This is a genomic window from Delftia sp. DLF01, assembly GCF_014852125.1.
In the GTDB taxonomy this organism is placed as follows: Bacteria; Pseudomonadota; Gammaproteobacteria; order Burkholderiales; family Burkholderiaceae_C; genus Comamonas; species Comamonas acidovorans.
In genome coordinates, this window is the sequence record NZ_JACVAZ010000003.1 from 183,712 (window position 1) to 196,884 (window position 13,173).

Consider the following 13,173-nt stretch of genomic DNA (forward strand, 5'->3'; position numbering starts at 1 on the left):
ATTGCCGCAGTCGCGGCAGCGGCACCCTGCATTCAAGCCGCAGCGTTATTGCACTGCAGCATCGAAACGATTGTGCCTCAGGCCTTGACCAGTACGTAGCGGCCCGGGGCCGGCTCGATGGCCGTGTATTCCCTGCCTTTGCCGTACTGCTTGGGCGCTGCGACCAGCTTGCCGCCGTGCTCGGCCAGCCAGGGGCTCCAGTCGGCCCACCAGCTGCCCGGGTACTCGTCGGCGCCGGCCTGCCACTCCTTGAGCGTGGGCGGCAACTGGCCGTCCTCGCGCAGCCAGTAGCTGCGCTTTTTCTTGGCCGGCGGATTGATCACGCCTGCAATGTGGCCCGACGCGCCCATCACAAAACGCTTGTCGCCGCCCAGCACCTGGGTGGACGCATAGGAGCCGCCCACGGGCACGATGTGGTCCTCGCGCGAGCCATAGATATAGGCTGGCAGGCGCAGCTGGTGCATGTCGATGCGCTCGCCGCAGACGGTCAGCGCGCCGGGCTGGGCCAGCTTGTTTTCCAGGTAGAGGTTGCGCAGGTACCAGGCGTAGTAGGGGCCGGGCAGGTTGGTGGAGTCGCTGTTCCAGTACAGCAGGTCGAACGGCGGGGGAGTCTCGCCCTTGAGGTAGTTGCCCACCACGTAGTTCCAGACCAGGTCGTTGGGCCGCAGAAAGCTGAAGGTGGACGCCAGGTCCTGGCCCTTCATGAGACCGCCCTCGCCCATCTGCATCTCACGGAAGCGCACCACGGATTCGTCGATGAAGACATCGAGGATGCCGGTGTCGCTGAAGTCGATGAAGGTGGTCAGCAGCGTGACGCTGGCCACGGGAAACGGCACGCCGGCTGGCGCCGTGGCGCGGGCTGTGGATGTGCGGGCGGCGCTGCGGCCGCCAGCCGCGCGTTTGGCCGCAGGCGCCTTGGCCGCCGGAGCGGCAACTGCGCCATGCTCGCGGTCGTGGCGTGCCTGCAGCACCGCCAGCGCGGTGGACAGCATGGTGCCGCCCACGCAAAAGCCCAGCACATTGATCTGCTCGGCTCCTGCGATCTCGCGCGCCACGCGGATGCCGGTGAGCACGCCGTCCTCGATGTAGTTGTCCCAGGTCTTGCGCGCCAGGCTTTCGTCGGGGTTGCGCCAGCTCATCACGAAGGTGCGATGGCCCTGGCTGACGGCGTAGCGGATCAGCGAGTTGTCGGGCTGCAGGTCCAGGATGTAGAACTTGTTGATGCAGGGCGGCACCATGAGGAAGGGCCGTTCGTGCACCTTGTCCGTCAGCGGCTTGTATTCGATGAGCTGGAACAGCTCGTTCTCGAACACCACGGCGCCTTCGGTGGTGGCGACGTTCTTGCCCACGGTGAACAGGCTTTCGTCGGTCATGGACACATGGCCCTGGCGCATGTCGGCCAGCAGGTTGGCCACGCCCTGGGCCAGGCTCTCGCCCTGGGTTTCGATGGCTTTCTTCTGGGCCTCGGCATTGAGTGCCAGGAAGTTGCTGGGCGCCATGGCCGCCAGCCATTGCTCGATGGCGAAGCGCACGCGGTTGCGCGTCTTGTCATCGGCCTGCACGGCATCGGCCAGGCCCATGAGCATGCGGCTGTTGAGCAGATAGGTCGCAGCCGTGGCCGCCGTCAGCGGATTGCCGGCCCACGATTCGGTATTGAAGCGCTTGTCCTTGGCCAGCAGCGCCTGGGCGCCGCCCTGTTCGGCCATGGCCTTGGCACCATCCAGGTACTGGCGCTGCAGCTCCAGCAGCTTTTCGGGGTCCAGCGACAGCGCGTTCTCGGGCAGGGCGCCGGGTTCGGGGACGGCCGCTTTCCAGGCCTGAACCATGTCCGGCATGCCTGGCATGCCCTGGGTTCCCGGAAGGCCTGGTTGCCCCAGCTGCTGCAGTGTCTGCAGCGTGCGGCTCCATTGCTCGTTCCAGAATTGCTGGACGGATTGGCCTGACAGGCCAGCGAGTGGGTCAAAATTCATGCTGCATCCTTGTTCGTGGATGCCATGCAATAGCCTGGGGCTTGCGGGGCATCCGTTTTGATTGTGACCCAGGCGAGCCCCGCCTTGCCCGGCACAGACCTCCACGAAAACCCGTGCCTCGCTCGATTTTTTGGTTCGACCATGTATCTCGTTGTTATCGCCTGGCTGTATGTCACTCTGATGATGGCAGTGGCCGAGGCCGCCAGCCCCACGGGCAGCATACTCGGCGCCGTGATCACGTTCGCACTCTATGGACTGCTGCCGCTGTCCATCGTGATCTACATCATGGGCACGCCCGCGCGCAAGCGAAAACGCCATGCACGCGAATTGGCCGAGCGCGAGGCCTGGCTGGCGCAGCAGCAGGCCTCGCAGAGCGGCCCCGGCACGCAGGCGCGCTCAGTCCTTCCAGATGCAGGCGGCGAACCGCCCGCTGCTGCCCAGGCGGGCAGCGTCGCGCCGGTGCGAAAAGAACCGTGAGCCGTTGAGCACCGTGCACCATGCGTCGCCGCCGTCATTGCCGTAGATGGCGGTGATGCCCAGCGCCGCCAGGCGCTGGCGCGCAAGCCCGGCCAGGTTGGCCAGGTACTTGGGTGCGCTCCCGCCCTCTTGCGGCACGGCGGTGAAATGCGCCCCGGCCGCCGCGTCATGCGCGATGAAGGCCGCGCGCACCTCGGCTCCCACTTCGAAGGAGCGCGGACCGATGCAGGGTCCGAGCCAGGCCAGGGTCTGCTGCGCCGCTTGCCCGGGCGGTGTCTGGATCTGGCCAGCAAAGCGCTCGAACAGCGTCTCCAGCACCCCGCCCGCCAGCCCGCGCCAGCCCGCATGGGCCGCGCCCACCACAGCCCCGCTGCGATGGGCCAGCAGCACGGGCAGGCAGTCGGCCACCATGATGGTGCAGACCACGCCCGAGGCGCTGGTCACGCAGGCATCGAAGGCCTGGCCCTGCGCGCTGCCTGCATCCAGCGCCACGACATCCACGCCATGCACCTGCTGCAGGAACACCGCGCAGGCGCCGGGCGTATGGGCACGCACGATCGCCTGCAGCCGCTGGCGGTTGGTGCGCACGGCCTGCGGGTCATCGCCCACATGGTCGCCCAGGTTCAGGCTGCCCCAGGGCGCCGTGCTGACGCCGCCTTCGCGCGAGGTGCACAGCGCGTGCACCCCGGGCGGCGCGGGCCACTCGGGCACGAGCCAGGATGCGGGGATGGTGCCGGGGAGGTTGCCGGGGATGGAGTCAGGCAGGGCCGCGCTCATTCCGCGTCGGGGCAGGCCGAGGGATGGGCCTTCTGGAAGGCCGGCAGCGCCTCGCAGCGATCGACGATGGCCGCCAGGCGTGGCAGGCCGTCCAGGCTCACGTTGAAGCGGCGGCCGTTGAAGATCTGCGGCACCAGGCAGCAGTCGGCCAGCGTGGGCGTGTCGCCCCAGCAAAACAGCGAAGACGCCAGGCCTGCGGCCTCGCGCTCGGCGGCCAGCAGGTCCAGCTGGCGTTCGAAGGCTTCCAGGCCGGAGCGCACCCAATGCACGTACCAGCCGCTCTTGGCCTCGTCGGAGACACCCAGGTTGCGCACCAGGTACTTGAGCACGCGCAGGTTGTTGAGCGGATGGATCTCGCAGGCCACCATCTGGGCCAGCGCGCGCACATGGGCACGGCCCAGGGCGTCGCGCGGCAGCAGCGGTATTTCGGCATGGGTCTCATCGAGATATTCGATGATGGCCATGGACTGGGTCAGCCAGTGGCCGTCCTCGGTTTCCAGCGCCGGCACCAGCGCATCGCCGACATGCTGGGCATAGGCCGGCGCCCTGTGGTCGCCGCGCAGCAGGTGCACGGGTACGGATTCATAGTCCAGGCCCTTGATCTGCAGCGCAATGCGCACGCGGTAGGAGGCCGACGAGCGGAAGTAGGTGTGGAGCTTCATAGACCGCAAAGCATACCGTGCGGCCCGGGGTCTGTTCCGGCTCATCCAGCCATCGCGTTGCCCCGCTGCGGGGCCACAGGCATGGCACACTTGCGACGGCGCCCACGAGACAAGGCGCCAGAGGAACACCGACATGAGCTACGTTTTCAACCCGCCCGCCGTGGCCAGCGTACCCGTCCTGGGCCGCCCCGAGCGTTTTCCCGTGCACCGCATCTACTGCGTGGGCCGCAACTACGAAGAGCACGCCAAGGAGATGGGCTTCACCGGCCGCGAGCCGCCCTTCTTCTTCCTCAAGCCTGCCGACGCCATCGTGCCCGTCGAGGCCGGCACCACGGGCACCATGCCCTACCCCACGCTGACCTCCAACCTGCACCACGAGATCGAGCTCGTCGTGGCCATCGGCAAGGCGGGCAAGAACATCCTGGCCGCCGACGCGCTGGACTACATCTGGGGCTACGCCGTGGGCCTGGACATGACGCGCCGCGACCTGCAGAACGACATGAAGAAACAGGGCCGCCCCTGGTGCATCGGCAAGGCCTTCGAACATGCCGCGCCCATCGGTCCCATCACCCCGGCAGCCGAGGCCGGCGACATCGCCAAGGCCACGATCTCGCTGCAGGTCAATGGCGCCGACCGCCAGCGCAGCGACATCGGCAAGCTGATCTGGAACATTGCCGAGACCATCGAGCACCTGTCGGCCGCCTGGGAACTGCAGCCCGGCGACCTGATCATGACGGGCACGCCCGAAGGCGTGGCCGCCGTGGTGCGCGGTGACGTGCTGGAAGGCCGCATCGATGGCCTGAGCCCCTTGAGCGTCAAGATCGCCTGAGACCCCTGTGCCTGGCGACAGGCCGGCAAGGCAGCGGGGAGCGCGCTCCCCGGCCTGCCGGCCTTCGTTTTTCTGAACCCACAGTCCGCCGCATGGAATGCCTTCCTGCCTTCCGTCTGGCGGCGCTTTCACTTCCATGGTGTCGGCATGATTTTTCGCAGCCCCATCAAGTTCTGCCGAGCCTGCGGCACGGCCGTGGTCTACCGCATTCCCGACGATGGCGACACGCGCGAACGCGCCGTGTGCCCGCACTGCCACACCATCCATTACGAGAATCCGCTGAACGTGGTCGGCACCATCCCCGTCACCGACGACGGCCGCGTGCTGCTGTGCAAGCGCAACATCGAGCCGCGCCGGGGCCTGTGGACCCTGCCTGCCGGCTTCATGGAACTGGCCGAGACCACGGCGCGCGGCGCCCAGCGCGAGACCGATGAGGAAGCCGGTGCCGACATCGAGATGGGGCCGCTGTTTTCCATCGTTGACGTGCCCAAGGTCAGCCAGGTCCACCTGTTCTACCGCGCCCGCCTGCGCAGCGAGCAGTTCTATCCAGGCCCGGAGACCATGGAGGCCCGCCTCTTTGCCGAGGCCGAGATTCCCTGGGAGGAACTGGCCTTTCGCACCGTGCGCGTGACGCTGGAGCGCTACTTCGAGGACCGTGCGACCGGCCTGCTTGACGCGCACCGCGTGCACTCCATCGACCTGAGCCTGTAGGCGCATGCACCGCCGTCCGGCACCACCGTGCTGCACGGCAGTGCCGGACGCACCCCGGTGACGCCAGGCCATGCCCCGGCGTGGCGCCGATGGGGCTACGGGTGGGGCTGTGGATGGGGGGCCGTCATCCCTGTGTCACCTTGCAGACACATTTAGTCACAAACTGGCCTCCTTCTTGCTCGTTGCATCAGGCTTTTCCCTGATCGGGGAAAGCGGGTTTCACCCAGCCTGAACCTGACTGCGGAGCGCTCCATGGCCACATCCCTGCCAACCGACCTGATTCTTCCCCACCTGCGGGAACTCAACCGCAACGCCGCCGACCTGCGCGAAATACGGCTCATGTGGCGGCTCATCGAAGCCTCGGCCCGCATGCAGGCCTCGCAGCAGGGGCAGGCCCTGGTGTCCATGCTCACCGACACGCGCCAGGGACTGGAGCAGCTGGAGCAAGGCCTGCTGCAGTCGCAGCTGGCGCAGTCCGCGCAGGAGGCCATGGCCCAGCTGGGCATGCAGTCCGCCCATGCCATCGACCTGCTGGTGCGAAGCCTGTACGAGCGCACGGCCGATGTCGGCTTTCTCGCCGCCGATACCGTGCTGTGCGAGGCCATGGCCCGGCTTGACGATGGCGATGGCGATGGCGATGGCGATGGCGATGGCGATGACTGTGGCCTGCCCGACATGGCGGCCGGCGGTCTGCGCGCATGGCAGGCACCGCTGCAGGCGCACCTGCAGACCCACCTCCAGAGCTACCGAGCCAAGTACACGGTGTATGACGACATCCTGCTGCTGGACACGCAGGGCCAGGTCTGCGCACGTGCCCAGGCGCAGGCAGGCCGCAAGCCGCCACCGCCCTGTGCCGAGGCCTGGTTCCAGCAGTCCCTGCAGCAGGCCGGCCATGTCAGCCATTTCGGCGCCAGCTGCGTGCTGCCGGGCGCTGACCGCCTGATCTACGCGCAGCGCCTGCTGCACCCACGCACCATGGCGGTGCTCGGCGTGCTGTGCCTGAGCTTCGACTTCGCCGCCGAGATGCAGGCCATCTTTGCCTCGGGCGGGCCGCGCGCCCAGGTGGGACTGCTGCTGGACGAGGGCGGACTGGTCATCGCCAGCAGCGACGCCCACTGGATAGCCCCCGGCAGCCGCGTGCCCATGCACCATGGTGATGCCGTGCAGCCGCTGATCCATGCAGGCCGCACCTACCTGGTGCGGACGGCGCGCGCCCTGCCCTACCAGGGCTACGCGGGGCCGCAGGGCTGGCAGACCCAGGTGATGGCACCGCTGGACCTGGCCTTCGCCGCGCAGCAAAGACCGCAGGTGCTGCAGGCGCTGGAGCCTGCCATTGCCGAGGGGCTGATGGCCCAGGCGCGCGGCTTTTGCCCGCCGCTGCACGCCATGGCCCGCGCGGCCGACGACATTCGCCGCGTGGTCTGGAATGGCCAGGTGCTGGCTGCCAGCCAGGCGCCGGAGTCCCTCGTGCAGGGCACGGCCCACCCAGACCCGCTGCAGGCCGTGCTGGAGCAGATGGGCGAGACCGGCGACCTGACCCATGCCGTGTTCACACGCGCCATTCACGGCCTGCACGAGACCGCGCTGTCCACCCGGCTGCAGGAGCACAGCACGCTGAACCGGCTGCTGATGGACCTGCTGGAGCGCAATCTCTATGAACGTGCCAACGACTGCCGCTGGTGGGCCCTGACGCCCGGCCTGCAAAAGGTGCTGGAGGACAACAGCGGCTGCCTGGCCCTGTCGGTACAGGCCCACGACAGCGCGCAGCGGCTGCTGGAGCAGCTCAATGCGCTGTACACCGTCTATGCGCGCATTGCGCTGTACGACGCCCAGGGACTGGTGCTGGCCTGCAGCCATGAGGACGAGGCCGGCCTGCCCCTGGCTCCCGGCACGCGCGTGCAGGCATCGGCCCTGCAAGCCACTGTGCTGCTGCGCGATGCCCAGGCCTACCACGTGCAGGAGATGGACGATGGAGGCCTGCCCGTCCATGTCTACCATGCCGCGCTGCGCGCGCCATCGCCTGGGAGTGAACAGGCGCACGGACATGCACACGGCGGCGATCAGGGCCCCGTCATCGGCGGCATCGCCCTGCTGTTCCACACGCGGCGGGAGCTGCAGGCCATGCTGCAGGCCGCAGCGCCAGAGCAGGCAGCAACGGCAGAGCAGGCCGCAGCCACCGATCCCGAAGACAGCGGCCTGCCGCGCCTGCCGATGGAAGCGTTCTACGTGGCGCGTGACGGGCGCATCGTCGCTGCCAGCCATGGCGGGCGCCCGCTGGGCAGCTGCATCGCAGGCGTGGCCGGCCTGGCGTCGCTGGCCGATGGCGAGGTGCGCAGCAGCATCGAGGAGATCGAAGGCCACTACTGCATCGTCGGCATGGCCGCCGGGCGCGGCTACCGCGAGTTCCGGCTGGACCAGGGCGCGGCACGCGATGCAAAAGAAAGCGCAACGGACGACACACTGGCCGGCCTGGTCAGCCTGAGCCTGCAGCGGTTGGGCCCCGTGCATGCCGATGCGCGCAACCGCGCGCTGCGCCTGGCGTCGGCCACCCGCCTGGATGGTGCCCGGCCCGCTACGCAAGGGCACGGGCACGGGCGCGCCGCGCATGGCAGCGGCGACGCGCCTGTGGAACTGGCCAGCTTCTACGTGGGCGCCAGCCTGCTGGCCCTGCGCGCGGGCGATGTCTGCGAGGCCCTGCCCGCCAGCGCCATCTCGCCCGTGGCGGCAGGACGGCTGCCGTTTTGCGTGGGCGCGCTGGCACGGCGCAGCCAGGGCAGCGTCAGCGGCTATGTCTGGGTATTCGACCTGGCCGCGCTGCTGCAGGGCCAGCCCGGCGTGGTCACCGAGCAGTCACAGGTCATCGTGGTCCAGCATGGCGGCCTGCGCGTGGGCCTGCTGGTCAGCGCGCTGCAGGGCGTGCACCGGCTGCCAGCCAGCGCGCTGGTGGATTCGCCCATGCTGAACGCGGCCGACACCGCGACGGCCCTGGTGCGCAAGCTGGTGCATGCCGATTCGGGCCTGCCGCTGATCCAGTGCCTGGACCCCGCCGCGCTGATGCGCAGGCTGCAGCCTTCGCGCGTTGCTGCGGCCAATGCCGACCGCAATGCGGTCAGCGTGGAAAGAGAGGCGGCGTAGCCCGGGCCTGTCGGGCCTATGGGCATGTCGGGCCTATGGGCATGTCGGGCGCGCCGGGCCTGTAACGCCTCAAAGGCCCCAGTGGCGCAGGCCCGGCAACGCGGCCTGCGCTGCCTCGTAGCCTTCGTCGATGGCCTCGCGGGCGCGGTGGAAGTCCAGCAGGCCCAGGTGGGACAGGCGCGGCGCGATCACCAGCTCGGGCGGGTCGCCCGCCATGCGGCTGCGCGTGATGCGCATCTGCATGATGTTGACGCTGGTCATCACCACGTCCAGCAGCGAGGGGGGCCGCGGCGGCGGCTCGGTCTCGCGGCCGGCCTCGTCGCGGTGGTGGCCGGGCATCCACCCCATCACGCCGCGCTGCAGCCTGCGCACCCAGGCCGTGCCGGCCACGGCACTGGCCTGGCCCGCCAGGTCCTCGGGCGCCACGCCCTGCTCCACGGCGGGCGGGGCTTCCTCCAGCGGCGGCGCGGCAGCCATGGCGGCGGAGGGAACCAGCGGCCGCATGTGGCGCCGCATGATGTCGGCATTGAGATCGACCGCGATCACGATGTCCGCGCCCATGGCGCGCGCCAGCGAGGCGGGCACGGGGTTGACGATGCCGCCGTCGACCAGCAGCCGCCCCTCGCGCTGCACGGGCGTGAACAGGCCGGGCAGCGCGATGGAGGCACGCACGGCATCGGCGATGGAGCCCTTGCGCAGCCAGACCTCGGCGCCCGAATGCAGGTCGGTGGCCACGGCGCCGAAGGGAATCTTCAGGTCCTCGATGGCCGAGTCCACGAAGTGCTCGCGCCAGAACGCGATCAGCTTCTCGCCCTTGAGCATGCCGCCCGTGATGTTGAAGTCCATGAAACCGAACACCTTGCGCATGCCCAGTCCCAGCACCCATTCCTCGAAGCGCTGCATCTCGCCAGCCGCATAGGAGGCACCGACCAGGGCGCCGATGGACGAGCCGCAGATGATGTCGGGCCTCAGGCCCGCATCCTCCAGCGCGCGCAGCACGCCGAAATGCGCCCAGCCACGCGCCGACCCGCTGCCCAACGCCAGGCCGACCACGGGTTTGCGCGGACTCAGCGCCATCAGCGGTCCCCGCCCGCCAGCAGCGCCAGCATGCCGGCCTCGTCCAGCACGGTCACGCCCAGTTCCTCGGCCTTGGCCAGCTTGCTGCCGGCCTCGGCGCCGGCCACCACATAGCTGGTCTTCTTGCTGACCGAGCCGGAGACCTTGGCGCCAGCGGCCTCCAGCATCTCCTTGGCCTGGTCGCGGCCCAGCGTGGGCAGCGTGCCGGTGAGCACCACGGTCATGCCGGCCAGCGGCTGGGCGGTCTGCTCGCGCGCCGCGCCCTCTTCCCAGTGCACGCCGCAGGCACGCAGTTGCTCGACCACCTCGCGGTTGTGGGGCTGGGCGAAGAAGGTGTGGATGCTTTCGGCCACGATGGGCCCCACGTCGCGCACCTGCAGCAGTTGCTCGACGCTGGCGTCCATGATGGCGTCCAGCTGGCCGAAGTGGCGGGCCAGGTCCTTGGCCGTGGACTCGCCCACCTGGCGGATGCCCAGGCCGAAGAGGAACCGCGCCAGCGTGGTCTTCTTGGATTTTTCCAGCGCGTCCAGCACGTTCTGGGCCGACTTCTCGGCCATGCGGTCCAGCGATGCCAGGGCCACCAGGCCCAGGCGGTAGAGGTCGGGCAGCGTGCGCACCACGTGACCGTCCACCAACTGGTCCACGAGCTTGTCGCCCAGGCCCTCGATGTCCATGGCGCGCCGCGCGGCAAAGTGCAGGATGGCCTCCTTGCGCTGCGCCGGGCAGAACAGGCCGCCCGTGCAGCGGTGGTTGGCCTCGCCCTTGGGCCGCGCCACGGCGCTGCCGCAGATGGGGCATGCAGCGGGCATGCGGAAGTTGGGCACATAGGCCGGCCGGTCGCCGGGCACGCGGCCCACGACCTCGGGGATCACGTCACCGGCGCGGCGCACGACCACGGTGTCGCCCGTGCGCACGCGCTTCTTGCGGATCTCGAACAGGTTGTGCAGCGTGGCATTCGTGACGATGACGCCGCCCACTGCCACGGGGGCCAGGCGCGCCACGGGCGTCAGCTTGCCCGTGCGGCCGACCTGTATGTCGATGCCTTCCATGCGCGTGGGCATTTCCTCGGCCGGGTACTTGTGGGCCACGGCCCAGCGCGGCTCGCGCGAGACAAAGCCCAGCTGGCGCTGCTGGGCCAGGCTGTTGACCTTGTAGACCACGCCGTCGATCTCGTAGGGCAGCGTGGCGCGCTCGGCGCCCATGCGCTGGTGGAAGGCCACCAGCTCGGCCGCGCCCTTGGCGATGCAGACCTGGGGCGCCACCGGAAAGCCCCAGTCGCGCAGCGTCTGCAGCATGGCGTAGTGGGTGACGAAGTCGGGGCCGCCCTGCGCGGCCTGCGTGATCTCGCCCAGGCCATAGGCGAAGAAGGACAGCGGGCGCTGCGCCGCAATGCCCGAGTCCAGCTGGCGCACCGAGCCTGCCGCAGCATTGCGCGGATTGGCAAAGCTCTTTCCGCCGGCGGCCTGCTGACGCTCATTGAGCTTGACGAAGTCGGCGCGGCCCATGTAGACCTCGCCGCGCACCTCGACCACGGGCGGCACGCCCTTGCCTTCGGGCAGGGACAGCGGAATCTTGCGGATGGTGCGGATGTTGTGGGTGACGTCCTCGCCCACCTCGCCGTCGCCGCGCGTGGTGGCCTGCACCAGGCGGCCGTTCTCGTAGCGCAGGTTCATGGCCAGGCCGTCGAACTTGGGCTCGGCCACATACTCCACGGGCGGCGCGCCTTCGGCCAGTTCCAGCTCCTTGCGGATGCGTGCGTCGAAGGCCTCGGCACCCGTGGCCTCGTTGTCGGTCTCGGTGCGGATACTGAGCATGGGCACGGCATGGCGCACGGGCATCAGGCCGTCGAGCACGGCGCCGATCACGCGCTGCGTGGGCGAATCCGGGGTGACCAGTTCGGGGTAGGCACCTTCCAGCGCCTGCAGTTGCTGGAAGACGCGGTCGTACTCGCCGTCGGGCACGGTGGGCGTGTCCAGCACGTAGTACTCATGCGCCCATTGGTTGAGCTGGGCGCGCAGCGCCTGCACCTTGGCCAGCACCTTGTCAGGGGCGGCCCCGGACTCCGGCGCCGCGGGGGCTGCGCCGGAGAAAAGATCCAGATTGTCATTCATGGGGTTGAGGCCAGGAGCCTGTTGTGCACCAGAGGCACCGCGCCGCGTCAGCTGAACAGTCGCCGCGCCAGCATGGAGCCCGCCGACAGCTCGCGGCTGTCGAGCTTGTCATAGAGATGTTCCAGGTCGTGCTGGATGGGGTCCAGCGCCATGGCCGGCAGCAGGTAGCCGTTCTGGTCGCAGAGCACGCCGTCCATGGTCTGGCACAGGCGCTCGGCCACCTGGCGCAACTGCACGAAGGCCTGCTCGCCGCGCGGCACCTGGGGCACGTCCAGGCTCAGCAGGAACTCGCGCACCACCGAGGTGTCCAGGTCGTCGGCCATCGCCGCCTGCGGGTCGTAGTTGAGCACCAGCACCGGCGGCATGCCGGGCGTGGGCGAAGGCAGGGCCATGCGCCCGGGCATGGAGCCCGGCAGAAAGCCCTGGCGCGATGCGTTCTGCTGCACGTAGCCCGCGCTCCAGGAGGCCTGGCGTGCGCGCAGCATGAAGGTGAGCTGGGCGTCGTGCTCGCTGGCGAACTGGTCGAGCTCGCGCGCTCGCGCCACTTCCTGCAGCATGTCGGGCACGTCGGGCGTGGCGCCCAGCGCGTCGGCAAAGCGCTGCACCTTGGCAACGAACTCGGAGAACTCGATCTCGTTGAGCGCACCTGTGCGGTTGGCCAGCTGCACGCCGGCCTGGAAGCCCAGGTAGCGCTGGCCGGGCTGCAGCGGCTCCCACTGGTGGGTGGACTGGTTCATGCCCTCGATCGCAAAGGGCTTGTTGCCCGCGCGCCGCGTGGCGGGCTGGGCCTGCAGCGCCAGTTCGCCAGGCACGGCCTGGCCGACCTGCACGGGGGCAATCGCGTCGATCAGCGCATCCAGACCCGGGCGGCTGGCGGCCGCGCTGGTCAGGGCCGCGTCGTTGAGGGAAGGCTCGATGGACTGCGGTGCCGACGGGGACGCCGCAGGCGCGGACACAGATTCAGATGCGGGTGCCGAAGCGCTGGCGTCTTCGCCCGCCTGCAGGGCATGGGCTGCCTGCGCGGACTGCACTGCCTGGGCGGCCTTGGCCGCCAGCGCAGCCTGGGCCGCGGCCTGGCGCTGCTGCTCTTCGAGCTGGACCAGATGGGCCAGCTCGGCGTCGGTTTCGGCAAAGCGGTCTGCGGAGGCAGGGCTCTGGCCCGGCGCGGCGGTGCCGAAGTCGCCCAGCACGGGCTCGCGCAGGCTGTGCGTCAGGTCCGGGCCGTGGCCCACGGTGTCCATGCCGGGCTCATGGCGCGAGGGATCGCGCTGCGCTTCATCGACGGGGTCGGCGCGCTTGGGTGCATTGCGGCGCGCGGACCAGCTGTTGTAGGCAAGGATCAGGGCCAGCACCACAAAGCCCAGGACGGCCAGACTGATTTGCAGGTTACTCATGGAATGAAGGAATGAAACGTCGTTCCAGCA

The 13,173-nt window shown here is 69.3% G+C and carries 10 protein-coding genes; 4 read left to right on the top strand and 6 right to left on the bottom strand.

Annotation, left to right across the window (positions count from 1 at the left end):
* Positions 1-77: 77 nt before the first annotated feature.
* Positions 78-1,970 carry a PHA/PHB synthase family protein gene (locus tag IB269_RS16050; RefSeq protein WP_192367651.1) on the bottom strand — a complete coding sequence of 631 codons (1,893 nt, stop codon included), beginning with the start codon at positions 1,968-1,970 and terminating at the stop codon, positions 78-80.
* A gap of 141 nt (positions 1,971-2,111) precedes the next feature.
* Between IB269_RS16050 and IB269_RS16055 the strand changes: the two genes are divergently transcribed.
* Entirely contained in the window at positions 2,112-2,447 is a 336-nt protein-coding gene (locus tag IB269_RS16055) for a hypothetical protein (RefSeq protein WP_013802557.1), read from the top strand.
* Here the strand turns inward: IB269_RS16055 and pgeF are convergent.
* Positions 2,367-3,224, bottom strand: coding sequence for a peptidoglycan editing factor PgeF (gene pgeF / locus IB269_RS16060; protein WP_192367652.1), 858 nt, complete (start codon positions 3,222-3,224; stop codon positions 2,367-2,369). The two genes, IB269_RS16055 and pgeF, sit on opposite strands and share 81 nt — an antisense overlap.
* Positions 3,221-3,886, bottom strand: a complete 666-nt coding sequence (gene maiA, locus IB269_RS16065; RefSeq protein WP_192367653.1) for a maleylacetoacetate isomerase — start codon at positions 3,884-3,886, stop codon at positions 3,221-3,223. The genes pgeF and maiA overlap by 4 nt, the downstream gene beginning before the upstream one ends.
* Before the next feature lie 133 nt (positions 3,887-4,019).
* Here maiA and IB269_RS16070 point away from each other — a divergent pair, with 133 nt between their 5' ends.
* The 3 genes from IB269_RS16070 (at position 4,020) to IB269_RS16080 (ending at position 8,561) form a co-directional block, all read left to right on the top strand.
* Positions 4,020-4,715, top strand: a complete 696-nt coding sequence (locus IB269_RS16070; protein ID WP_123693125.1) for a fumarylacetoacetate hydrolase family protein — start codon at positions 4,020-4,022, stop codon at positions 4,713-4,715.
* Between the two features lie 147 nt (positions 4,716-4,862).
* Complete coding sequence (locus IB269_RS16075) at positions 4,863-5,426, top strand: NUDIX hydrolase (RefSeq protein WP_096916160.1); 564 nt, start codon at positions 4,863-4,865, stop codon at positions 5,424-5,426.
* Between the two features lie 252 nt (positions 5,427-5,678).
* Entirely contained in the window at positions 5,679-8,561 is a 2,883-nt protein-coding gene (locus tag IB269_RS16080) for a chemotaxis protein CheW (protein WP_192367654.1), read from the top strand.
* Positions 8,562-8,630: 69 nt separating this feature from the next.
* Here IB269_RS16080 and IB269_RS16085 read toward each other — a convergent pair whose 3' ends face one another.
* From IB269_RS16085 to IB269_RS16095, 3 genes are read right to left on the bottom strand one after another with little or no spacing between them, the layout of a single operon-like run.
* Positions 8,631-9,638 (bottom strand): patatin-like phospholipase family protein, encoded by a 1,008-nt coding sequence (locus tag IB269_RS16085; protein WP_012205427.1) that lies wholly within the window; start codon positions 9,636-9,638, stop codon positions 8,631-8,633.
* Positions 9,638-11,749 carry an NAD-dependent DNA ligase LigA gene (gene ligA, locus IB269_RS16090; protein ID WP_192367655.1) on the bottom strand — a complete coding sequence of 704 codons (2,112 nt, stop codon included), beginning with the start codon at positions 11,747-11,749 and terminating at the stop codon, positions 9,638-9,640. The genes IB269_RS16085 and ligA overlap by 1 nt, the downstream gene beginning before the upstream one ends.
* Positions 11,750-11,796: 47 nt before the next feature.
* Complete coding sequence (locus IB269_RS16095) at positions 11,797-13,143, bottom strand: cell division protein ZipA C-terminal FtsZ-binding domain-containing protein (protein ID WP_065346993.1); 1,347 nt, start codon at positions 13,141-13,143, stop codon at positions 11,797-11,799.
* Positions 13,144-13,173 lie beyond the last annotated feature (30 nt).